This window comes from Acinetobacter sp. 1294596, assembly GCF_000582925.1.
Taxonomy (GTDB): domain Bacteria; phylum Pseudomonadota; class Gammaproteobacteria; order Pseudomonadales; family Moraxellaceae; genus Acinetobacter; species Acinetobacter radioresistens.
In genome coordinates, this window is sequence record NZ_JFCC01000009.1 from 68,839 (window position 1) to 92,226 (window position 23,388).

17 protein-coding genes and 2 pseudogenes are annotated in these 23,388 nt (G+C 42.6%); 10 read left to right on the forward strand and 9 right to left on the reverse strand.

All coding sequences use genetic code 11. The annotated features are described in order from the left end of the window. Positions 1–41: 41 nt before the first annotated feature. Complete coding sequence (gene pepN, locus J502_RS05785) at positions 42–2,648, reverse strand: aminopeptidase N (protein ID WP_005406320.1); 2,607 nt, start codon at positions 2,646–2,648, stop codon at positions 42–44. 307 nt (positions 2,649–2,955) lie between these two features. On the opposite strand from pepN, the gene J502_RS05790 reads away from it, so the two are divergent. Together J502_RS05790 and thiM are read left to right on the forward strand one after the other, a co-directional pair. Then, positions 2,956–4,119: a hypothetical protein gene (locus J502_RS05790; protein WP_005406337.1), complete on the forward strand. Its 1,164-nt coding sequence runs from the start codon at positions 2,956–2,958 to the stop codon at positions 4,117–4,119. A gap of 41 nt (positions 4,120–4,160) precedes the next feature. Further along, the gene (gene thiM / locus J502_RS05795) at positions 4,161–4,991 is read left to right on the forward strand and encodes a hydroxyethylthiazole kinase (protein ID WP_034683387.1); all 831 of its coding nucleotides are present in this window, start codon (positions 4,161–4,163) and stop codon (positions 4,989–4,991) included. 51 nt (positions 4,992–5,042) lie between these two features. Here the strand turns inward: thiM and J502_RS05800 are convergent, their stop codons facing one another. Beyond that, complete coding sequence (locus J502_RS05800) at positions 5,043–5,411, reverse strand: 5-carboxymethyl-2-hydroxymuconate Delta-isomerase (protein WP_005019928.1); 369 nt, start codon at positions 5,409–5,411, stop codon at positions 5,043–5,045. A 48-nt stretch (positions 5,412–5,459) separates the two neighbouring features. Next, a pseudogene (locus J502_RS05805) lies at positions 5,460–7,174 on the reverse strand (DEAD/DEAH box helicase). 221 nt (positions 7,175–7,395) lie between these two features. Here J502_RS05805 and mdh point away from each other — a divergent pair. Together mdh and J502_RS05815 are read left to right on the forward strand one after the other, a co-directional pair. Then, positions 7,396–8,568, forward strand: a complete 1,173-nt coding sequence (mdh, locus tag J502_RS05810; protein ID WP_005019926.1) for an iron-dependent methanol dehydrogenase — start codon at positions 7,396–7,398, stop codon at positions 8,566–8,568. A gap of 159 nt (positions 8,569–8,727) precedes the next feature. Next, a complete protein-coding gene (locus J502_RS05815) occupies positions 8,728–9,696 on the forward strand; it encodes an alpha/beta hydrolase (RefSeq protein ID WP_034428853.1) in 969 nt (322 codons plus the stop codon). 4 nt (positions 9,697–9,700) lie between these two features. On the opposite strand, the gene J502_RS05820 is transcribed toward J502_RS05815, so the two are convergent. After that, complete coding sequence (locus tag J502_RS05820) at positions 9,701–10,891, reverse strand: sigma-54-dependent transcriptional regulator family protein (RefSeq protein WP_005406454.1); 1,191 nt, start codon at positions 10,889–10,891, stop codon at positions 9,701–9,703. 153 nt (positions 10,892–11,044) lie between these two features. On the opposite strand from J502_RS05820, the pseudogene exaC reads away from it, so the two are divergent. The 5 genes and pseudogenes from exaC (at position 11,045) to J502_RS05845 (ending at position 17,243) form a co-directional block, all read left to right on the forward strand. Beyond that, positions 11,045–12,556, forward strand: a pseudogene (exaC, locus tag J502_RS05825) (acetaldehyde dehydrogenase ExaC). A gap of 210 nt (positions 12,557–12,766) precedes the next feature. Beyond that, a complete protein-coding gene (eat, locus tag J502_RS05830) occupies positions 12,767–14,203 on the forward strand; it encodes an ethanolamine permease (RefSeq protein ID WP_034683389.1) in 1,437 nt (478 codons plus the stop codon). Positions 14,204–14,219: 16 nt separating this feature from the next. Further along, the gene (locus J502_RS05835) at positions 14,220–15,605 is read left to right on the forward strand and encodes an ethanolamine ammonia-lyase subunit EutB (RefSeq protein WP_005406483.1); all 1,386 of its coding nucleotides are present in this window, start codon (positions 14,220–14,222) and stop codon (positions 15,603–15,605) included. A 9-nt stretch (positions 15,606–15,614) separates the two neighbouring features. After that, positions 15,615–16,430 carry an ethanolamine ammonia-lyase subunit EutC gene (gene eutC / locus J502_RS05840; RefSeq protein ID WP_005406506.1) on the forward strand — a complete coding sequence of 272 codons (816 nt, stop codon included), beginning with the start codon at positions 15,615–15,617 and terminating at the stop codon, positions 16,428–16,430. An 87-nt stretch (positions 16,431–16,517) separates the two neighbouring features. After that, positions 16,518–17,243, forward strand: a complete 726-nt coding sequence (locus J502_RS05845) for a glutamine amidotransferase (RefSeq protein ID WP_034683390.1) — start codon at positions 16,518–16,520, stop codon at positions 17,241–17,243. Positions 17,244–17,343: 100 nt separating this feature from the next. On the opposite strand, the gene J502_RS05850 is transcribed toward J502_RS05845, so the two are convergent. From J502_RS05850 to tkt, 3 genes are all read right to left on the reverse strand, one after another. Continuing rightward, positions 17,344–17,943 (reverse strand): YceI family protein, encoded by a 600-nt coding sequence (locus tag J502_RS05850; protein ID WP_005019909.1) that lies wholly within the window; start codon positions 17,941–17,943, stop codon positions 17,344–17,346. Positions 17,944–18,217: 274 nt separating this feature from the next. Next, positions 18,218–18,769 carry a DUF4385 domain-containing protein gene (locus tag J502_RS05855; protein ID WP_005406381.1) on the reverse strand — a complete coding sequence of 184 codons (552 nt, stop codon included), beginning with the start codon at positions 18,767–18,769 and terminating at the stop codon, positions 18,218–18,220. 160 nt (positions 18,770–18,929) lie between these two features. Further along, positions 18,930–20,918, reverse strand: coding sequence for a transketolase (gene tkt / locus J502_RS05860; RefSeq protein ID WP_005406351.1), 1,989 nt, complete (start codon positions 20,916–20,918; stop codon positions 18,930–18,932). A gap of 390 nt (positions 20,919–21,308) precedes the next feature. On the opposite strand from tkt, the gene metK reads away from it, so the two are divergent. Beyond that, a complete protein-coding gene (metK, locus tag J502_RS05865; RefSeq protein ID WP_005019905.1) occupies positions 21,309–22,475 on the forward strand; it encodes a methionine adenosyltransferase in 1,167 nt (388 codons plus the stop codon). Positions 22,476–22,622: 147 nt separating this feature from the next. Here the strand turns inward: metK and J502_RS05870 are convergent, their stop codons facing one another. Both J502_RS05870 and J502_RS05875 read right to left on the reverse strand, forming a co-directional pair. Next, positions 22,623–22,886: a hypothetical protein gene (locus J502_RS05870; RefSeq protein ID WP_005019902.1), complete on the reverse strand. Its 264-nt coding sequence runs from the start codon at positions 22,884–22,886 to the stop codon at positions 22,623–22,625. 226 nt (positions 22,887–23,112) lie between these two features. Then, positions 23,113–23,388, reverse strand: a 276-nt coding sequence (locus J502_RS05875; protein WP_034683392.1) for an integrase core domain-containing protein, incomplete at its 5' end; no start/stop codon positions are given.

A 23,388-nucleotide genomic window follows, 5' to 3' on the forward strand; every position in this document is an offset into this window, starting at 1 on the left:
GTGCAACACATCCGGAGCATCATAATTACACATAATCCACTTTATATATTAAGCATGCTGCTTAAAGTTTCAGATACGTTTTTAGATTTAGCCCGTCCCTTAAGCTGCTGTAAAGTAGCCTGAACCTGAGTACGTTGCGGCTCAGCCAGTGTATACCACCGCGACAACGACTGGAGCAGACGAGAGCCTACAATCGGATTTTTCTCATCTAAATAAGCTGCGAGGTCTACTAGATAATCTACACCAAAACTCCAGGTATTGACCGGATTTGCATTCAGACCGCCGCTGACCGAACGGATCCGGTTAGGTGTACCTAAGTCATAATCTGCATGGGAGGACAAATAACGTAAAGTCTCTTCAGTGGCTTTTGGATGAGCTGCCTGCACCATAAACCATTGATCCAAAGACAAGGCTTCATCTTTAAATCGATTATAGTAATCCTGAAGTATTTCCTGTGCCTGCGGTGCATCATGCCAGACCAGTACACGTAAAGCGCCCAGACGCTCAGACATATTATGCGTATTATGATACTGCTCACCTGCCCATGCAAATGCCAGCTCGTCACCTTGACGAGCCATCATCATCAACATGATATTTTTTAGTGCACGCTCTCCCATAGCCTGAGAAAAGTCCTGCTGTAAATCAGGATTAAGTGCCTGATATATCTCTTGCCAGAATGAACCCAGCTCACGGGCCAGTTCATTCAGTAAGGCTTCACGGCGCTCCTGAATAATGACCGGATTATAATCATGATCTATGCGGCTACCCAGATAGTTTTCACTTGGCACATCGAGCAGTCGTGAAGCAAGTAACGGATCTTTCTGTACCATATCTGGCAGAGTATGGCGGATAGCTTCAATATAGATGTCGACCTGATGATTATCCAGCAAAATACGCTCAAGCAGGGTCTGGGTAGCTTGCCACTGGTTAAAGCCGTTAGTTTCATGCTGAATCAGAAAAGCCAGATCAGCATCAGAATAATCAAATTTCAGATTTACTGGCGCAGAGAAATTTCGCAGCAATGAGACAACCGGTTTTTCAGGAATATGGCTAATCTCAATCGAAGCTGTATCCTGATCAAACAGATAAACCCCATCTTTTACCTGATCTACAAATAGATCCGGAGATTGCAGTGTGTACTGCTCCCCTGTTTTCTGGTTAAAAAGCGCCAACGCGACTGGAATTGGAACTGATTTCAGGTTCAGATATTTTACGTTCGGCTTTATACTTTGCTTAAAGTTTAAACGGTAGGTTTGGGTTATACTGTTATATTCACCCTGTACCTCAAGTGTTGGTGTGCCGGGCTGGTTATACCACGTCAGAAATGCAGACAGATCTACACCTGAACCGGCAGTTAGCGCTGCAATCCAGTCTTCCACAGTAACAGCCTGGCCATCATGACGTTTAAAGTACTCATCTGTTCCCAGACGGAATTTTTCTTTACCCAGCAAGGTTGCCATCATACGGTTAATTTCTGCCCCCTTTTCATATACGGTGGCAGTATAAAAATTATTAATTTCCACAAAATGGTCTGGACGTGGTGGATGTGATAATGGGCCCGCATCTTCAGGAAACTGATGCGATTTCAGTACAGCCACGTCATCAATACGCTGTACAGCAGCAGACTGTAAATCTTCAGAGAAAGACTGGTCACGAAATACAGTCAAACCTTCTTTCAAACAGAGCTGAAACCAGTCACGGCAGGTAATCCGGTTACCTGTCCAGTTGTGGAAATATTCATGGGCAATCACAGATTGCACCCGCATAATTGCAGCATCTGTGGTGTACTCTTCATCGGCCAGTACACAGGAAGTATTGAAAATATTCAAACCTTTATTTTCCATAGCCCCCATATTGAACTGGCTGACCGCCACAATCATATAGTTATCGAGATCATAGGCACGGCCATAATGCTCTTCATCCCAGCGCATAGAATGCTTCAATGCTTCCATCGCAATATGGCACTTTGGAATATCTTTCTCTATAGCATAAATCTCAAGTGCAACATCTCGTCCTTCCGAGGTCACATAACGGTCTTTCAGAACTGCCAGATCACCAATTACGCAGGCAAATAAATAACTCGGTTTCTTGGTCGGGTCCTCCCAGATCGCGTAATGACGCTCTTCACCTGCTTCTCCGGTTTCAAGCAGATTACCGTTAGCCAGTAGGACCGGATACTTTTTATCGGCTTCAACCCGTGTAGTAAAGACAGATAAAACATCTGGGCGGTCGGGATAATAAGTAATCTTGCGAAAACCTTCCGGTTCATTCTGGGTTACAAACAGGTTGCCGGCTTTATAAAGACCCTCAAGCTGAGTATTACTTTCCGGATGAATAATTACACTGATCTGCAATGTAACCGTATCTGGTGCGTTTGAAATAGTCAGCTGTTCAGTGTCTTGGTGATAGTCATCTGCTGAAAGCAGTTGGTCATTCATTTGAATCGATTTTAATTCCAGATTACGGCCTAAAAGTATCAGGTCACCTGCCGTTTGGCGTTGCATCACAAGAATTGAGTCAACCTGCGTATAATCATCATAGACCTGAATATCCAGCTGAACACTTTCAACCAGAAAAGCAGGCTTTTGATAATCTTTCAGATAGACCGTCTGGGTATCCTGAACAGGAGGTTGTGCTGCAATATTCATAGCTATTCCTTTTTTGACCGTATATCGGATCAGATCATTTTTATCAATACTTTTATCATACGCTGAACTTTAAACGTATAGATACTCTATTCAACTTATGTAAGGCATGATTCAAGCTTTTCAATTCCTGAATGTCCAGTATTTGAGTAAATGAATATATAACTGATATCGTATTTATAGAAATATCTTTCAACCTTTGAATTAAAAGACCTGAAAGAATATCTCTACAAGTTTAGGCACCTTTTTCAGACAGGCTTGATATAATCCGTGCGAGCATCAGGCGATCGATTTTTGGAAAAAACACGGCATGAGTACCCTATATTCAGTTCTGCATAAACAGCTTGATGAAAGTACACCTTGCCCGTTATGCCGCGCCTCCATGTGGTGGGTAGAAGCAGAGCAGCATGAACAGCCTGTAGAGTTTCATGAGTGCAGCTTCTGTGAACACCGGCTTTTTAAACAGCAGCAGCATACCTGTCACTGTGAAAGCTGTGGTAAGTCACGCAAAAAAATACTAAAAGAAACACGACTACAGGAACAACGTAAATATAAAAATAAACAGACTACTGAAATTGGCTTAGACCAGCTTAATTTTTTGCAAAAACTGTTTTTATTGAGCTTGCTAGATGACCGTATTCAAGAAAATGTACCTCATGATGAATACATTCATTGGGATCTGATCAAATACCAACCTATTACTCCTAACTACTTCTTTCAGAGCAGACTGCTTAAACAGCTGGTCAAAGATCAGGTACTGGTATGCAGCGAATTTAGTGATGAGGCACAAAGCTATTATATTAATGTACGCCTTGATGGTTATTCCGAGCCAAGTTTATTCAGCATTACCCAGCAACTCCGGTACTGGTTTTTAAATAATCTGAGTTTGGGGATTCCATTTAAAAGTAGTGATGAAGTGAAAGAAGCCTTATATCTGGTACTTTATCAGGAAATTGTCTGTTTTATGCAGCACTACTGCCGTACATGGGGAATACAAATTTCGGGTAATAAAGGTTTTGCAACCTTTTGCTACCGTTTAATGGACTCTCTGGCAGTGGGCCAGATTTATTATATGATCCAGAATGCCTTGGAATATCTGCATAAGCATAAAGCCTTACAACCCCGCAATGAAAATTTTATTAATACCAACTTGCTGAAAAAAACCCTACAACAGTATCGGGAACGTGGCTTACAGGAAAAATGGGAAACCTGTACTTTGCCACGTCCATCCAATATCCCCTTTAGCAAGATGAGCTATATCCTGCTGTTTAAATTCTTGGGTTATGATGAGCAGATCTTTATTCAGCCGGTCTGGAAAGCCTGGAAAAAAATTGCACCACGTCTCGAATTTTACTCAACTAAACGCTGTATGTACTGTGGTTCTCATGAACTTGATGTAGATTACGATACAGCGGAATATGTCAGTCTGTTCTGTCGTCAGTGCAAACATCAGGACCACTATTTTATCCGCTAGGTATCAGCGCATCATATTTAAAGATTACATCAAGGTAAAAAATGAGCTTTACTGAACAAAAAAATACACTCCTCCAGCAGGTTATACAGGCATGGACGCGATTACAGGAACAGCAACCCTTGGTACAATGCATTACTAATAGTGTCGCTACCAATTATGCTGCGAATATTCTACTGGCAGCGGGCGCTTCACCAGCCATGATTGATAATCCTTTTGAAGCAGAAAGTTTTGCAAATGTTACATCAGGCTTGAGTATTAATTTGGGCACACCGACGACTGAACAGATGCAGGCCATGCTGATTTCAGCACAAACCGTTGATCATAAAAATACACCTTGGGTACTGGACCCTGTAGGTTATGGACCAGTTTTGAAATGGCGCAGTAGTATGGTTGATCAGCTTTTGGCATTTAAGCCCTCAGTCATCCGGGGTAATGCCTCTGAGATCAGCGCGCTCGCTGGTAAGCAGGTTCAGGCTAAAGGCGTAGACAGTACCATAAGCAGTCATACCGTTTACAGACAGGCACAATGTCTGCTTGTGCATAGTGAGTGTATTGCCATTTCTGGTGAAGCAGATTTTATTCTGTCACGCGAGCTTGGACTGGTCATACAGGTCAATGGTGGTAGCTATCTACAACCTAAGGTTACAGCCACAGGTTGTGCGCTGGGCGCACTGATTGCAGCTTATAGTGCAGTTACTACACCCACTATTGCAGCTCTGGCAGCCCACTTGCATTTTGCTATTGCCGGCAAACTGGCATATGAGAAAATTGCCAGTGTGGGTAGTTTTAATGTGGTCTTTATGGATTATATCCACACTCTCAATAGTGAAATGCTACTACAATATGCTGATTTTCAGCTGATTAGTCTCTAAATAGAAATGCCGGCTAAATATCTTCATATTGCCAATTTAATTCATATATTTTTAACAGTTTACTATCTGTTTAAGATAATTTTCTTTATCCATTTCTAATAGCTGTACACACAGCTGGATCTGCAGGTCATTATCTGTCTTATAATAGTCCTGCTGTGTAAGCACATGCATTAAAGCCTCTCGGACCCGCTGTTTCTGTTCATTTGTACGGCCTTTGAACAGGGAAAATTCAACATATATATATGCTTGTGAACTGTCTCCTTCACCAATCAGGAAATCCTCATTGCAATAGAGACGTGCCTTAATATCATTCGGTTGGAACAGTTCACTTTCAATTAATACCTGGTTAATCCGTTTAAGCAGTTTGGGACGGTCTAACTGTTCTATATTTGCGGAATATTCAACAACAACATGTGGCATAACGCTTCCTGCTGGTTCTATATATAATAACTTTTGAATTTTTTAGGTTCATTCTATAAAAAGCAGGGCCAGACGGACCTGGTCGTAACCCATACGTGGACTGGTCGCTTCAACAATAGGACGTAATTTAATCGAACCATCATCATTAAAGTTTTCACTGCGCTTGCTCTTTTGCAAACGTTTATAAAGTTTGCGTACCTGCTCGACCACTTCCTCTCCCGGATGGGCAACTGAAATATCGAGTCCCTGTTCTTTATGCAAGCGTGCCAGATGATTGATCACCGTCGCTACTGTTAAACCGCGTTCCTGTGCAATATCCTGAATATCATAACCATCTTCAAATAAAGCCTTGGTTTCATCAAGCGTAGCAGAACCATAATTCGGCTTATTTCCTGCTTTGGCAATTTTTTTCTCATTGCGCTGGATTTCGGTTTCATTAAGTGTACCGCCACAATGCCGGATAAAAGCCTTATGCTGCGGTGTTAAATCTGTATCGGCAAAATGGGTCTCGGCTTCTTGAGAAAGTTCCTGAAAACGGCGATCTGCTTTAATAGCCAAACTGTCCAGTTCCAAGGCTTGGTCATTAAATCCTACCAGTTTCAAGCCTTCCAGTGATTTTAGCCGGGACAATGCCACATAACCTTGACCCTTTTCAAAAGTATGGCTCAGATTAATTTCTGCGGCTTCTAAAGTCATTCCTTGGCTTTTATGGATCGTGATAGCCCAAGCCAGACGTAAAGGAATTTGCTGAAAACTTGCAATAACCTTTCCGGCTTCATTTTCAATTGACCAGGTTTCTGGGGCAACAAGCAGTGTTGTATCATCGGTCAGCTTGACTTTCGGTAACAGGCCATGTTCATCATCTTCTTCAAAACCGATCACTTCACCCAAGCTGCCATTAATATAGCCCAGATCAAAATTATTTTTTACAAACATCACTTTGGCATGCTTTTTTAAAGTGAGATTTTCGGGAGCGCGCACTGATGATTTTAAAGTCTCTACCAGCTTTTCATTACCGTCACATACAGCTTCAAACTGGTGTTCGTCACCTTCGATGGCGTTCAGATGCTGGTAGTTTAAGCTGTCTACATCCATATTGTGGGTATAGAGACGGGTAAAGGTTTCTCCAATATCATGCTGTCGGGACTTTTTTAAAGCCTGAATATGCTGCGGATGAATTCGCTGGGCACGTATTGCATTTAATACCTGATTCAGGACTTCGTCGTCCTGACGATGCTGCTCGGTCAGATAACAGACGCGGAACTTGGCTTCTACCCAGGCATCAGACATAAAGCAGAATTTATCACGATTACGCTCATCATTTTTGCCAACCGGGGGGAGCTGAAAAAAATCGCCTGCTGCAATCACCTAATACCCCCAAATGCGGTGTCAGATTCTTTGAAGTATTTCAATACCTGATTAACGAGATTGAGCTGCTTCGCATGCAACATGGAGATCTCGTCAATAATCAGCACCTGCGCATTTTCAAGATGCTCCTTGAGGTATTTGCGCTCTTTCATGCGCTTTAGATCATCATCACTTAAAAAATCTTTAATACCGATGCCTGCCCAGGTATGAATGGTCATGCCATTCATATGTGTCGCGGCAATACCGGTTGAGGCAGTAATTGCTACCGGAACTTTTCGTGCTTTCAGGTAGTTAATGTACTGGTTAAGCGTATAGGTTTTTCCTGCACCTGCCGAACCTGTCAAAAAGACATTTTCACCCGCTTTCATCAGTTTAAGTGCAGTTTCTTGTTTCATAACCCGGATCATTTCATAAGAGCGTGCATAGCTTACCGGCTTTTCACTAAAAATTAAATCTGCCTGTCATGCAACAAATTCAAGTAGTTGATTTTTAAATTTTTACCTATGACAAAAAATGGTAGGTATTTGGTAGGTGCAAAAAACACTTAATTTTTTTAATACTATGCTTAAGGTGAGGGTCACCTGTAAACAACAATGATAGAAGAAGGAATCTCTTCATGGCTTTTAAAAATATTGCAGATCAAACTAACGGTTTTTATATTCCTTGTGTATCTTTATTTGGTCCAGGCTGTGCAAAGGAAATTGGTAGCAAAGCACAAAATCTGGGTGCAAAAAAAGCTTTAATCGTGACAGATGAAGGCTTATTCAAATTTGGTGTAGCGCATACGATTGCCGGCTACCTAACCGAAGCTGGAGTAGAAAGCCACATTTTTCCAGGTGCTGAACCTAATCCGACTGACATTAATGTGCATAAAGGCGTCGAAGCATACAATGAAAATGGCTGTGACTTTATTGTATCTCTAGGCGGCGGTTCTTCACATGACTGTGCCAAAGGTATTGGTCTCGTCACTGCCGGTGGCGGTCATATCCGTGATTATGAAGGTATTGATAAAAGTACCGTACCAATGACACCACTAATTGCAATCAATACTACGGCAGGCACAGCATCTGAAATGACCCGTTTCTGTATCATTACCAATACAGATACCCACGTTAAAATGGCAATAGTTGACTGGCGCTGTACTCCCCTGATTGCGATTGATGACCCTAAATTAATGATGGCTAAACCTGCCGGCTTGACTGCTGCCACAGGTATGGATGCCCTGACTCATGCCGTAGAAGCTTATGTCTCCACTGCAGCAAATCCGATTACAGATGCCTGTGCTGAAAAAGCAATCAGTATGATTAGCGAATGGTTGCGTCCGGCAGTCGCCAATGGTGACAATATTGAAGCCCGTGATGCCATGAGCTATGCGCAATATCTGGCTGGTATGGCGTTTAATAATGCATCTTTAGGCTATGTACATGCTATGGCACACCAGTTAGGTGGTTTCTATAACCTGCCGCACGGCGTATGTAATGCTATTTTATTACCACATGTGTGCGAGTTTAACCTGATTTCCTGCCCGGACCGTTACCGGAAAATTGCAGAGCTGATGGGTGTAAATACTGAAGGCTTAACAGTGACTGAAGCAGCTTATGCTGCAATTGATGCAATTCGAGAACTTTCTACCTCAATTGGTATTCCATCAGGTTTAAATGAGCTGAACGTAAAAGAAGCTGATCTGGCTATTATGGCTGAAAATGCGCAAAAAGACGCTTGTATGCTCACCAACCCTCGTAAGGCAACACATGCACAGGTGGTAGAAATGTTTAAAGCGGCGATGTAAGTCAATCCTCCAATCAATGACTTGCTGTACGTTTAAGGAATATCAGTATTTTGATATTCCTTTTTTTAGCTCATACATTTTTGAGGTCGTTTCAGGAATTGACAAAACTGCTCATTTCATCAAGCATAAGGAAAATAACAACACCTTATAATCTTTCTTATGACTTCCCCAAAAACAGTAATAAATTACCAACCGGACGTGCTAGGTGAAGGCTACCAGCAGCTGCGCCTACATGTACAAGCTCATACCTCCGGCCCGGTAATTGCGACGTTAGTCCGTAAAAAGGCCGCTCAAGCTACCCGCAAGGCTGTGCTTTATATTCATGGCTTTCTGGACTATTTTTTCCAAACTGAAATGGCAGAGCAATTTAATCAGCATGGCTTTGACTTTTACGCTCTTGATCTGCATAACTATGGCCGATCATATTTGCCTCATCAGGAACTCTACCGTGTTAAAGAGCTAGAGGAATATGATGCTGAGATCACTCAGGCACTGGTACAGATTCAGCAGGAACAGCATGATATGGTCCTGCTGGCAGGTCACTCAACTGGCGGGCTGATCAGCACTTTGTATGCAGCTCATTACCCAGAGCATCCTCTAATCAAGGCTCTGTGGCTAAACAGTCCATTTTATGATTTTAACCTGTCAGCTATTGAGAAAAAATTTGGTTTGCCGGTACTGAGTCAGGTGGCTAAATATTTGCCTAAATTACGCTTTCCAAGTGGTTTAAACCGTTGGTACGTCCCGAGTCTGCATCAAAAGTGGTATGGTGAATGGGATTTTGATCTGAACTGGAAACCTCAGGCCTACCCAAAGGTTGAATTAAGTTTTATCCACGCTATTTTTGAGGCGCAAAAAGAAATTCATCAGGGCGTAACAATCAGGGTGCCTGTACTGATTATGCGTTCTCACCAGACTAAGAATCCGAGACGCTGGAACAAGACTGCACTCAATAGTGATGTAATTCTGAATGTCAGAGATATCAAAAAATATGCACAAAAGATTCAGGGCAAGGTAACCATTCAAACTATAAAAAATGGCTTACATGATCTGGTGCTATCACAAAAACCTGTACGTATGCAGGTCTACAGACAATTGTTTGACTGGTTAGACGAACAGGAACTTTAACAGTTTATTGCTGTATTTCCCGGTATTTCAATACTAACTGATGGGCAGGATGGCCGGCAGGCAAGAGATCGGCCAGTCGTTCAATGGCATCAATTGCTTCCGGGACGTGAGCAATATGCTTAAGCAGCACATCGCTCTGATTCGACTGGAAAATTGCTTCACTTAAACGTGATTCGAGACAGTCACGCCAAGCACATAAAAATGGGCTTTCGGTCTTTGCCAAGAAAATTCCACGACAGGCCTGAATCGCTGTTTCAACATAACCAGCGTCGAGTGCCTGTTCAGCTTGCAAGAAATCTGCTTCAACCTGCGCCAGCAAGCGATAAGGACGCGAACCCAGCATTCCCCCCAGTACATCACGTAATTGTGACATTTCTGCTTTTAAGGTTCCCATGCTGATCTTGCGCTCACCATAGAGTGCCTGATGTAAATTATCCAGATTTAGACCTTGAGGACATAAAGCTAAAATGGCTAAAATCTCGATTTGCCGTGGTGTAAGAACCAGTCCTTTACCATTAAAAATAACTTTTGGTACAGCAAAGGCACGAATATACAAACGCTGTTTCTGATGTTCAATCAAAGCAGTTTGAATAATTGATGCGCAGCGCTCTGCGGCCAGCAGCCCCAGACTGTTATGATGATCCCAGGTTGTTGATAAATCAATCACTCCCAGAACCTGTCTGGAATACGGATCAATCACAGGTGCTGCATAACAGACCCAGTCATGAATAGACTCCATATAGTGCTCGTTAGAGAACACACAGGAAGACTGCTGGGTTTTTAAACTTAAAGCCAGCGCGTTGGTTCCTACCAGTTCTTCACGCCATTGCCCGCCTTCAACGAAATGCACTTTTTCTGCTGCATTACGCATTTGTCCACTCGATGCTGACCAGATAATTGTACTTCCGATGTCCCCTACTGCAATTACCATGGCAGACTGTTCAGCCACATGACGTAAATCTTCAGCACAATGTTCCAGCGCAAGCTTTAAGGGATTAGCAGAACCTGGAATATATTTTAAATCTTGCAAGGGCGCAGCTACCCGGCCTTTAGGTATCTCGGCTGTAGCCGAACGCTGCCAGGAACTAAGTATACTCTGACTGAGCTTCTGGGCATTTCCAGGCGATAGACTGCTACTGTGCCTAAGCTTTTCAATGGTACTACGTTGTTGCTGCAGGTCTTGTTTTGTAAACATTTGTACATTCCTTGCAAATTGTCACTTTTTCCAACCTTTCTCCAACCTTATTTTTTATATGCTAAATAAATAGTATGCGAAAGTAGCCTTATACCAAAGCGGTATAAAAATTCGCAGCTACACAAATTAAATTATAAGCAAAGGAAGATAAACATGCGTTATGCCGATCCTAATCAACCTGGTTCAAAAGTTCAGTTCAAAGCTCAATATGACAACTTCATTGGGGGAGAATGGGTAGCTCCGGTAAAAGGAGAATACTTCGAAAATATCTCGCCAGTCGATGGCAAAGTCTTTACTAAAGTTGCCCGCTCTTCTGTTGAAGATATTGAACTTGCACTCGATGCCGCGCATAAGGCCAAAGAGCAATGGAATCGCTCGTCACCAACAACACGCTCAAACCTGCTTCTCAAAATTGCAGATCGCCTAGAAGCCAACCTTGAACAACTCGCTGTAGCAGAAACCTGGGATAATGGCAAGCCTATCCGTGAAACCCTAGCAGCCGACATTCCACTGGCAATTGATCATTTCCGTTATTTCGCCAGCTGTATCCGTGCTCAGGAAGGCGGAATTTCTGAAATTGATGAAGATACTATTGCCTATCATTTTCATGAGCCGCTTGGTGTAGTCGGCCAGATTATTCCATGGAACTTTCCCATCCTGATGGCAGCATGGAAGATTGCACCTGCGCTAGCAGCCGGTAACTGTATCGTACTAAAACCGGCTGAACAGACACCAGTCAGTATTCTGGTTCTGGCTGAACTGATCCAGGACCTGTTGCCGGCAGGTATTCTAAACATTGTAAATGGTTATGGTGTTGAAGTAGGACGCCCGCTTGCAACCAATCCGCGTATTGCAAAAATTGCTTTCACTGGCTCAACCCAAGTGGGCCAGATGATTATGCAATATGCAACCGAAAATATTATTCCGGTTACGCTGGAGCTTGGCGGTAAGTCACCAAACCTGTTCTTTGCTGACGTTATGGATCAGCAAGATGACTATCTGGAAAAAGCTTTAGAAGGCTTCACCATGTTCGCGCTGAATCAGGGCGAAATCTGTACTTGTCCGTCACGTGCCCTGATTCAGGAGTCAATTGCTGACCAGTTCTTGGAAATGGCCGTAGAACGTGTTAAACGCATTAAGACAGGCCACCCGCTAGATACTGACACCATGATTGGTGCGCAGGCCTCTCAAGAGCAGCAGGATAAAATTTTAGGATGAATTGCTACCGGACGCGAAGAAGGTGCTCAGGTACTGGTAGGTGGTGGACAGCGTAATGAGGTGGGTCAAGGCTTCTATATTGAACCAACGATCTTCAAGGGTGATAACAGCATGAAAATTTTCCAGGAAGAAATTTTTGGTCCTGTGCTGTCGGTAACTACTTTTAAAGACTTTGATGAAGCCATTAAAATTGCCAACGACACAATCTATGGTCTAGGTGCAGGTGTCTGGTCACGTTCAGCCCATACTTCCTACCGTGCTGGCCGTGCGATTGAAGCAGGTCGTGTCTGGACTAACTGCTATCACATCTACCCTGCTCATGCTGCCTTCGGCGGATACAAGAAATCAGGAATTGGCCGTGAAAATCATAAAATGATGCTTGATCATTACCAGCAAACCAAGAACTTGCTGGTAAGCTACTCAACCAAACCAGCTGGCTTCTTTTAGGAATTCCAAATTGATTTATTTTATTTACGGCTACCTCAGGTAGCCGTAAATCTTTTCCCATATTGAACTTTTACTAATTTATAAATCTAGCAAAATAATAAAACTGCTACTCAAACAGAATGGTATATCAGGCTTGGAAGCCTGCTTTAGATCTTGGTACTAAAATTGCTTTTATGACCAGATCAAACATAATAAAAAATGGAGTACATTATGAACAATCCAAAGATTGTCGATGCAACTGCTTCTTCTACCCTGCCCACCCAAGAAGAATATTTTGCCAAACGGCAACTTAAACAAGGTGCAGTCGGCTGGCTGCTGCTGGTCGGCTTAGGTGTTGCCTATGTGATTTCAGGAGATTTCGCCGGATGGAATTTTGGCCTCGCACAAGGTGGCTGGGGCGGTATGTTTATTGCGACAGTAGTAGTGGCAGTCATGTATCTGTGCATGTGTCTCTCTATGTCAGAAATGGCCACCATGTTGCCTACCGCCGGAGGAGGCTACAGTTTTGCCCGTACCGCATTCGGACCTTTTGGCGGATATCTGACCGGTACTGCTATTCTGATTGAATACTCTATTGCACCTGCAGCCATCGCCTGTTTCATTGGTGCATATTGTGAATCATTGTTTGGTGTGGGTGGCTGGATCATTTATCTGGTGTGTTATCTGGTCTTTATGGGCATACACCTTAAAGGTGCTGGTGAGGCATTAAAAATTATTTTTGTTATTACCGCAATTGCTGCTGTGGCATTGCTAGTCTTTATTATAGCCATGAACCCGCACTTTAACAGTGCAAACCTGTTTAATATTGCAGTATCTGACAAAGCCGGTGCCAGTGCTTTCTTACCGATGGGTTATTTAGGAATATGGGCTGCCGTACCTTATGCCATCTGGTTCTTTCTGGCAGTCGAAGGTGTACCGTTAGCTGCTGAAGAAGCCAAAGACCCAACCCGCTCCTTACCCCGTGGTCTGATTGGTTCAATGCTGATACTGGCAGCATTTGCCCTGCTTATTTTGTTTTTAGGTGCTGGCGCAGCTGGAGCAAACCAGTTAAAAGACTCTGGAGCTCCCTTGGTGGATGCCCTGGTTGCCGTATATGGTGAACATACCCGGCTTGCAGGTTTTGTCAACTTTGTTGGACTGGCAGGGCTGATTGCGAGTTTTTTCTCTATCATTTATGCCTATTCTCGTCAGATTTTTGCGTTGTCCCGTGCCGGTTATCTGCCAACATCTCTCTCTTTAACCAATAAAAATAAAGCTCCCTATCTGGCAATTATCATTCCTGGAATTATTGGCTTTGCCCTATCCCTTACTGGTGAAGGTGATTTGCTGATTCTTATGGCTGTTTTTGGTGCGACTATTTCTTATGTTCTGATGATGCTTTCACACATCAAACTGCGTCTATCTCGTCCAGATATGGATCGGCCTTATAAGACTCCAGGTGGAATAGTGACATCAGGTATTGCTTTGATACTGGCCTTAATTGCAGTCATTGCAGGTTTTCTGGTTGATCCAAAAGTCTGGTTTATAGCAGCAGGAATTTATATAGCTTTTATTGTCTATTTTCTGGTTTATAGCCGCCATCGGCTGGGACAGGGAACACCTGAAGAAGAGTTTGAAAATATCAGAAAGGCAGAACAGGAACTTTAAAAAGGGATAGATTCTTATGCGTTATCAGACCACAATCGCTCAACAGAACTATATTTTTCCAGATCTAAAGACTCTGATGGCTAAAGCTTCACCGCTACGTTCGGGAGACGAACTGGCTGGAATCGCTGCGCAAAATGCAACCGAGCGAGTCGCTGCACAAATGGCTCTCGCTGAAGTTCCATTAAAAAATTTTTTAAATGAAGTGTTGGTCAATTATGAAACTGATGAAGTAACTCGGCTAATTATTGATGAACATGATGCACAGTCTTTTTACCCGATTGCACATTTTACCGTAGGTGACTTTAGAAACTGGCTGCTCAGTGCAGAGGCAACTACTGAAAAACTGCAGGCACTAAGCCCGGGTTTAATACCAGAAATGGTGGCAGCGGTTAGTAAAATCATGAGGAATCAGGATTTAATACTAGTAGCCAGCAAATGTGAAATTATTACCCGCTTTCGTAATACCGTAGGCTTAAAGGGCCGTCTTTCTACCCGTTTACAACCAAACCATCCTACAGATGACCTGCTCGGTATTTCAGCTAGTATCTTGGATGGACTCATGTACGGCAATGGTGATGCAGTCATTGGAATTAATCCTGCGACTGACAATTTACAGAATCTTTCTGAGCTTTTAAAACTATTGGACCATATCATTCAGGATTATCAGATTCCAACCCAGTCCTGTGTATTGACCCATGTCAGTTCAGGCATTCATCTGGCCAACCAGAATGTTCCGGTTGATCTGATGTTTCAGTCGATTGCCGGTACTGAACTTGCAAATCGAGGCTTCGGAATCTCACTGGCCATGTTACAGGAAGGCTATGAAGCCGCCTTAAGCCTTAAGCGTGGGACAATAGGGCAAAATGTCATGTATTTTGAAACTGGTCAAGGAAGTGCCTTGTCCAGTAATGCTCATCACGGGGTTGACCAGCAGACCATTGAAACACGGGCCTATGTGGTTGCACGCAAGTTCAATCCTTTTTTAGTAAATACTGTAGTTGGCTTTATTGGTCCAGAATATCTGTACAATGGCAAACAGATTATCCGTGCCGGTCTGGAAGACCATTTCTGTGGCAAGCTCATGGGTTTACCTATGGGGTGTGATATTTGTTATACCAATCATGCTGATGCTGATCAGGATGATATGGACACCCTGCTGACCTTACTGGCCACAGCAGGAATCAATTTTATTATGGGAATACCGGGTTCAGATGATGTTATGCTGAACTACCAGACTACATCTTTTCATGACGCTTTATACGCTCGCCAGCTTTTAGGATTACAGCCAGCACCAGAGTTCGCTCACTGGCTGGAGCAGCAAGGAATTCTCCGTCAGCAGCATCAACAGATTGAATGGGCAAAGCAAATGCCCGAACAGTTCTCCAGACTTCTACAATCATAAGGAGAAATGATGAAACTTTATCCAGACACCCACTATTCTGCCGCCTTGCATGAAAATGACTGGGCACAGCTCAAACGTTTTACAGATGCCCGCATTGCCTTGGGACGCGCAGGTTGTAGCATCCCTACAAATGAGCTTCTAAAATTCCAGCTGGCACATGCACAAGCTAAAGATGCCGTGTTGTGTCAGCTTAATATTCCCAAACTTCAGCAACAGCTTGAGCAGTTACAGTTAGAACACATACATGTGCAAAGCCAAGCCAGCAATAAAGAGCTTTACTTAAAACATCCTGATCTTGGCCGGGTACTGTCTGATGAATCGCGGACATTAGTCAAAGAATATGTAACGAAGTCAGCTCAAACATTCGATGTAGTTATTGTCGCAGGCGATGGTTTGTCCGCTTTGGCAATTGAAGAAAATGCCATACCTTTTATACAGTTAATACGGCAGGAAGTGCAACAGCAAGGCTGGTCGCTTGCACCGATCATTCTGGCTACAGGCAGTCGCGTTGCTCTAGGGGACGAAATTGCACAAACTCTTCAGGCCAAAATGTTGATTATGCTTATTGGTGAACGTCCAGGTTTAAGTTCCCCCGACAGTATGGGCGTTTATTATACCTGGCAAGCTAAAACTGGCTGTCAGGATTCTGCCCGAAACTGTATTTCCAATATCCGCCCTGCAGGGCTCTCCCTGCATGTAGCTGCTCAACGTTTAATAGCGCTTATGCAAAAATCAGCCCGGCTTCAACTTTCAGGTGTCCATCTGAAAGATGAACATACTCTAAATACTGAAATAAAAAATCAGTCTGTAAAATATCTTTTTTGACCTCTTCAATTATTCAATAAAAATAGTGCTCTGCTTGAGCACTAATTCGCCTTAGAATATTGCCAACCGAGCATACGAATTTAAACAATGTCAAAGCAATCTGTATTTCCTAAAACTATTTACGTTGTTCAACATGTTGCCTTTGAAGATCTAGGATCACTGGAAGATCTTTTTTATCAACTGGGGTATCGTGTACGTTACTTTGAAGCTGGCGTAGATGCGCTTGAACCGGCATTCTTACATGCAGGTCTAACCATTATTCTTGGTGGCCCAATTGGTGTATATGAAACTGAAGAATATCCGTTTTTACAGATCGAGATTGATCTTTTAAAGCAGCGGCTTGCATCCGACCTGCCTACTATTGGTATATGTTTAGGAGCACAAATGATTGCCTATGCCTTGAACGCTAAAGTCTATGCAGGCCCGCAAAAAGAAATCGGCTGGAGTACACTGCTCTTAAATGAGACAGAGGATAATCCATTAGCACCTTTAGCAAATACGCCTGTTCTGCACTGGCACGGCGATACATTTGATTTACCGGCTGGTGCTACTTTACTTGCCAGTTCTACTTTATATAAAAATCAGGCTTTTTCGCTCGGCAAAAATATTCTGGCGCTACAGTTCCATCTGGAAGTTGCCGGAGATTCTTTTGAGCCTTGGCTGGTGGGACATACCTGTGAGCTAAAGCAGGCGAAACTCTCTATCAACCAATTGCGTGCTGACCATGAGCAATATGCAGATGAGCTTGAACAGCAGTGTGCACTTGTTCTTCAAAATTTCCTGAATGGTCTTGAACAGACAGTGAATAAATAAGTTCTTCCGGCAGTCTATACTTTCAGATTATTTATATTTTTATAATTTAAAATATAAAAAAGCGCCCGACTGGGCGCTTTTTAAGCATGGAAAATATCTATTATTTTTTAGGTGTTGCCTGAGCTACAGAAGCTTCAGTCGTAATTTGTACAGTGATTTTATCACCAACATTCGGGACATAGCTTGCAATTCCGAAATCAGAACGCTTAAATGAAGTCGTAGCATTGAAACCAATCGATTGAGCCTTGGTCATTGGATGCTCGCCTTGCTTATTTAACACAGCATCTAGTACAACTGGTTTAGTAATTCCTTTTACCGTCAGGTTACCGGTAATTTTAAAATGCTTCTTGTCTTTTTTAGGTTCGACTTTAGTACTTTTAAAGGTAATAGTTGGATATTTTGCAGCATCAAACCATTCAGCTTTAGCCAAGTGTTCATCTAAAGCCTTTACATTCGTATTCAGGCTGGAAACAGGAATAGTCACATCTACAGATGAGTTGGCAGGTTTTGCGTTATCTACCTTAATTGTACCCTGAATATCAGAAAAATTGGCATACGGTGTAGAAAAACCAAAATGGTCCCAAGAAAACACTGTCGCAGTATGTGTTGGATCAATTTTATAATCCACCGGTTTAGCCATGCTTAAAGTAGTTGTAACTGCAACTGCCAGACCTAAACCAAAAACTTTTAAAGATTTCATTTTTTATAACTCACTAGAAGAATAAACATTATTGTAGAGATTGAAAAATAAATTACAGTCTTATGCTTAAAACGTACCGTCTCATATATAGAACGTATAAAAATCATCATTATGAAGAAGAATTTAAATAACTCTTCTGCTCACTTAATTTAATCTTTACAGTAACAAAGATTTAGTCAAATTCGTATATTTTTTGTTTTTACAATTCTAATAAGATGGTTGAGTGTAGTTCACCAGATTTTTTCTTTCACCCATCTCGAACCAGTCTTTTCTATTAATTTTTATAGTCTTCTATAAATTTTTGTCTCAGCTTCAAATATAATTCATGCTGTTTTGCCATATCCCATTTCTCTTTAAAAATACGTGCTGCCGCAGCTTTAATTGGATCCTCAATATCGCGTGGTAATGCCTGCCGGCCATGAGCGCCACTAAGACCTTTTTTGTCACTAGGCACAGGCCCCTGATATTTTTTCCCCCCTTTATGATTTGCATAGCGCCGGGCACGGGTATAACCCATCTGTAAAAATTTTCGGGCCATATCTGCGCCAACAAAATCTTGCTGCTTTAAATAGTCCAGAAATAGTTGATAAATTTTTTGACTGCTCTGCTCAGCCTTTTCAATATCAGCAAAGCGCCAGTGAGGCAAAATCTCGGATTTATAGGGCTCAACCAGTAAAACACCCTGCTCTCCACGGCCAATTTCATAAAGCTCAGGATGCTGACGAAAGTTAATCTTTTTAAAGTCGAGCGAATAATCAAAGCTATCTGATTTTACCCGGGCTGTTCGTCGCGGAATCTTTTTTTCTTGAGATGGCTGCTCTGTCATATTTTAAAATAATCTGAACTACTTAATTTATTTTTAAAATAGAAAACAGTCCAAATAAAGTAGTAATGCGTAAGTTATACTGGATTTACTCAGTCATACTTTTAAAGCCAGAATAAAAAAGCGCCCTGATTAAGAGCGCTTTTTTATCTTACCCAAAGAATCAGGCAGTCAGTTCATTTACCGCAGCTACAACAGCTTCAGTAGTAATACCAAAGTACTTAAACAGGTCTTTAGCAGGCGCGGACTCACCATAGGTGGTCATACCAATTACTTTACCGTCCAGCCCGACAAACTTCCACCAGTAATCCACATGTGCTGCTTCTACTGCAACACGGGCACGAATATGGGCAGGCAGTACAGATTCACGGTATACCGCTTCCTGTTTCATGAATTCTTCGGCACATGGCATAGACACTACACGTACACCTTCAAGCTGTGCATATGCTTCCATTGCCAAGGATACCTCTGAGCCTGTAGCAATAATAATTGCTTTTAGCTCGCCTTTTTCTTTTGCCAGAACATAACCACCTTTGGCTACATTCTGAATCTGTTCTTCAGTACGTTGCTGGAATGGCAGATTTTGACGGGAGAAAATCAAGGCAGATGGACCATCTTTACGTAGTAAAGCAGATTTCCAGGAAACTGCAGCTTCAACAGTGTCTGCTGGACGCCAAGTATTCAGGTTTGGCGTAGAACGTAACGAAGCAATTTGTTCGATTGGCTGATGCGTCGGGCCATCTTCCCCCAGACCGATTGAGTCATGCGTATAAACATGAATGACACGTTGCTTCATGAGTGCAGACATACGTACGGCGTTACGCGCATATTCCATGAACATGAGGAAAGTCGCCACGTAAGGAATAAACCCGCCATGCAGTGCTACACCATTGGCGATTGCAGTCATACCGAATTCACGTACACCATAGTACACATAATTACCGGCCGGATTAGTCTGTATACCTTCACAGCCTTTCCATAAGGTCAAATTTGACCCGGCAAGGTCAGCAGAGCCACCTAACAGTTCTGGTAACAACGGACCAAATGCCTGAAGTGTGTTCTGGCTCGCTTTACGTGAAGCGATGGTTTCCTCTTTGCTGTTAACTTCCGCAATAAAGGCATCTGCTTTGGCAACAAATTCTTCAGGCAAGTCACCATTTAAACGGCGTAATAATTCAGCAGCTTCGGTTGGATATTTTGCTTGGTACTGGGCAAAAACCTTATTCCATTCAGCTTCAGCCTGTTGACCTTTTGCTTTAGCATCCCAAGCTTTATAGACATCTTCAGCAATAATGAAGTCTGTATCGGTCCATGCCATAGTCGTACGGGAGAGTGTAATTTCATCCAGTCCCAACGGAGCACCATGACAGTCTTCTTTACCCTGTTTATTTGGCGAACCCAATCCAATAATCGTTTTACAGATAACTAAAGTTGGTTTCTGAGTTTCAGCTTTAGCTTCAATCGTTGCCTGACGAATAGCTTCGGTATCATGACCGTCTACACGTAAAACCTGCCAGCCATATGCTTCAAAGCGTTTTTGTGTATCATCACTGAACCAGCCTTCAACTTCACCATCAATTGAAATGCCGTTGTCATCGTAATAGGCAATCAGTTTACCTAGACCTAAAGTTCCAGCCAGTGAACAGACTTCATGCGAAATGCCTTCCATCAGACAGCCATCACCCAGGAAACAGTAGGTATAATGGTCAACTACCTTAATATCATCTTTATTGAACTGTGCAGCCAATGTTTTTTCAGCAAGTGCGAAGCCTACTGCATTTGCAATACCCTGACCTAGAGGCCCAGTAGTTGTTTCAACACCTGGTGTATAGCCTAACTCTGGATGGCCCGGAGTTTTTGAATGCAACTGACGGAAGTTTTTTAGATCTTCGATTGAAAGGTCATAACCTGTCAAATGCAGAAGAGCATATTGCAGCATTGAGCCATGACCATTTGAAAGGACAAAGCGGTCACGGTTGGCCCACTGCGGGTTGGTCGGGTTGTGGCTCAAGAAATCACGCCAAACCACTTCAGCGATATCTGCCATCCCCATTGGCGCGCCTGGATGTCCAGAATTTGCTTTTTGCACTGCATCCATGGCGAGTACACGAATTGCATTTGCAATACGGCGTTCATTAAGGGGGGTTGTCATAGGTCAGATTCCAATAAATTCGTCAGAAAAAGAAAATGAATAGAGAATTATGCGATAGTGCATATTGTCTTAAAAAAACGGTTGAGGGTAAAGGGTGAAGACGGCATTTCTTGTTAAGTATTCTGCAAATGCCCTTTTATCATACGTATAAGGCACTAAAAGTCAGATATAAACAGGATATAAAGTACAAACATTCTTGCTTATGAAGAAAAATGCAATATTCATCACTAAATTATATAATGATGAATATTTGCTGTTTTCTTGGAACAGCTGGTGGAAGTTGCAGCTATTTCAGCTTGAAACAAGAGATTTTCATCATTTACAGCTAGTCCAAACGTCTAAGTCGATGTAACATATTCCGTCTTTTGAAATAACTGCGATAGGACTTTCATGCGCGAGTACGCTGTTTTTACTTCGGAATCTGTAAGCGAAGGCCATCCGGATAAAATGGCTGACCAGATCAGTGATGCCATTTTGGATGCAATCTTAAAAGAAGACCCATATGCGCGGGTTGCTTGTGAAACGTTAGTAAAAACGGGTGCAGTTGTACTTGCCGGCGAAATCACAACAACTGCCAACGTTGACGTTGAAGCGATCGTTCGCCAGACCGTCAATGGAATTGGTTATCATCATTCTGATTTAGGTTTTGATGGTTCAACCTGTGCTGTCATTAATATGATTGGCAAGCAGTCTCCTGAAATTGCTCAGGGGGTTGATCGCCAGAAACCTGAAGATCAGGGAGCAGGTGACCAAGGTTTAATGTTTGGTTATGCCAGTCGTGAAACTGACGTGCTGATGCCAGCACCTATTTCTTATGCTCACCGTCTGATGGAACGACAGGCAGAATTACGTCGTTCTGGTGCTCTGCCATGGTTACGTCCAGATGCAAAAAGCCAGGTCACCTTTGCCTATGAAAATGGCCGTCCGGTGCGTTTAGACGCGGTAGTTCTTTCCACCCAGCATGATCCGGAAATTACTCAGGCACAGCTAAAAGAAGCAGTACTTGAAGAAATTATCAAACCGGTGATTCCTGCAGAAATGTTCCATGTAGCAACCAAATTCCATATTAATCCGACCGGTATGTTCGTGATTGGTGGTCCTGTAGGTGACTGTGGTTTAACGGGCCGCAAAATTATTGTTGATACTTATGGCGGTATGGCCCGTCATGGCGGTGGTGCTTTCTCCGGTAAAGATCCTTCAAAGGTTGACCGCTCTGCTGCTTATGCAGGACGTTATGTAGCTAAAAATATTGTGGCTGCAGGTCTTGCTGAAAAGTGCGAAATTCAGGTGTCTTATGCTATTGGTGTTGCAGAGCCAACCTCTATTTCAATCAATACATTTAATACTGCCAAGGTTTCAGAAGAGCTAATCATTCAGCTCGTACGTGAGCACTTTGACCTTCGTCCTTATGGCATTACCCGTATGCTGAACCTGATTCAACCAATGTACAAGCAGACAGCTGCTTATGGTCATTTTGGTCGTGAAGGCTCAGATACTGCATTTACCTGGGAAAAAACAGACAAAGTAGAAGCACTTAAAGCCTCTGCTGGTCTTTAAAATTTACTGAGTTACCAGTCAAAAAGCCAATTGATTTGAAATCAATTGGCTTTTTTATAGGTCATGCCCATGCAGGCTGTAAGAAGTTTGTTTAATTGCCCATCCTTTAGCGCAAAATCTCCTCACCTCTAAAAATTTATGATAATCCTACTGAGGCTTAGTCCAAGTATGAGCTGGTGTCCGGTCATGGTTAAGTACATCTAGCAAGGTTGTTTGTACAGGCACATCCTGATGATCCTGAAAATACACCTGAACTACTGTAATCGTCATGACTACTGCCAGACATGCAGTGATACAAAACATCCAGAACCCGAAAGGGCTCCGAATGGAGTGAGAGCCGCAAGCAGGGCATTCTTTTTCTGTTGATGAAACCACTTTATTGCAACATGCACAATGATATTGGTACAACATAGGTATCCTCCTATTTTATCGTTTTTGTTATTGTGAGTTTTACACAACTGCTGAGTACAATAGGTATTACTACTATTATCTTATGGTAAAGAAATTGCAATTACAATGCATAAATTCTAGGCAAAATCATTTAAATCGACAGTACGATAGCAGCAACAACGTATGATAAAATGTACTAGCTCAAACCTGATCTGACAGTTACCCATTTTTTATTGTGCCTGTCAGGTTAAATTTGAGCTAAATTCTTCTCAGCCCAAATCCGTTTTCCATCAAGTAAAGTTTCAAGTGGTGTACGACCACAGCACATTTTTCCTTGATGAGTCCGTTCAGTATTATAGAATTTCAGCCAATCGTCTAGATCAACTTGTAATTCTTCCAATGAGCTATAAAGCTTCTTCCTAAACGTAATTTGATAGAACTCCTGCAAAATCGTCTTATGGAAACGCTCACAGATACCATTTGTTTGCGGCGAAGCTGCTTTTGTCTTCGTGTGATCAATATC

Excerpts from the sequence above, each read along its gene's own strand:
- pepN (WP_005406320.1), bottom strand. The coding sequence starts at position 2,648 with ATGAATATTGCAGCACAACCTCCTGTTCAGGATACCCAGACGGTCTAT.
- J502_RS05790 (WP_005406337.1), top strand. The coding sequence starts at position 2,956 with ATGAGTACCCTATATTCAGTTCTGCATAAACAGCTTGATGAAAGTACA.
- thiM (WP_034683387.1), top strand. The coding sequence starts at position 4,161 with ATGAGCTTTACTGAACAAAAAAATACACTCCTCCAGCAGGTTATACAG.
- J502_RS05800 (WP_005019928.1), bottom strand. The coding sequence starts at position 5,411 with ATGCCACATGTTGTTGTTGAATATTCCGCAAATATAGAACAGTTAGAC.
- mdh (WP_005019926.1), top strand. The coding sequence starts at position 7,396 with ATGGCTTTTAAAAATATTGCAGATCAAACTAACGGTTTTTATATTCCT.
- J502_RS05815 (WP_034428853.1), top strand. The coding sequence starts at position 8,728 with ATGACTTCCCCAAAAACAGTAATAAATTACCAACCGGACGTGCTAGGT.
- J502_RS05820 (WP_005406454.1), bottom strand. The coding sequence starts at position 10,891 with ATGTTTACAAAACAAGACCTGCAGCAACAACGTAGTACCATTGAAAAG.
- eat (WP_034683389.1), top strand. The coding sequence starts at position 12,767 with ATGAACAATCCAAAGATTGTCGATGCAACTGCTTCTTCTACCCTGCCC.
- J502_RS05835 (WP_005406483.1), top strand. The coding sequence starts at position 14,220 with ATGCGTTATCAGACCACAATCGCTCAACAGAACTATATTTTTCCAGAT.
- eutC (WP_005406506.1), top strand. The coding sequence starts at position 15,615 with ATGAAACTTTATCCAGACACCCACTATTCTGCCGCCTTGCATGAAAAT.
- J502_RS05845 (WP_034683390.1), top strand. The coding sequence starts at position 16,518 with ATGTCAAAGCAATCTGTATTTCCTAAAACTATTTACGTTGTTCAACAT.
- J502_RS05850 (WP_005019909.1), bottom strand. The coding sequence starts at position 17,943 with ATGAAATCTTTAAAAGTTTTTGGTTTAGGTCTGGCAGTTGCAGTTACA.
- J502_RS05855 (WP_005406381.1), bottom strand. The coding sequence starts at position 18,769 with ATGACAGAGCAGCCATCTCAAGAAAAAAAGATTCCGCGACGAACAGCC.
- tkt (WP_005406351.1), bottom strand. The coding sequence starts at position 20,918 with ATGACAACCCCCCTTAATGAACGCCGTATTGCAAATGCAATTCGTGTA.
- metK (WP_005019905.1), top strand. The coding sequence starts at position 21,309 with ATGCGCGAGTACGCTGTTTTTACTTCGGAATCTGTAAGCGAAGGCCAT.
- J502_RS05870 (WP_005019902.1), bottom strand. The coding sequence starts at position 22,886 with ATGTTGTACCAATATCATTGTGCATGTTGCAATAAAGTGGTTTCATCA.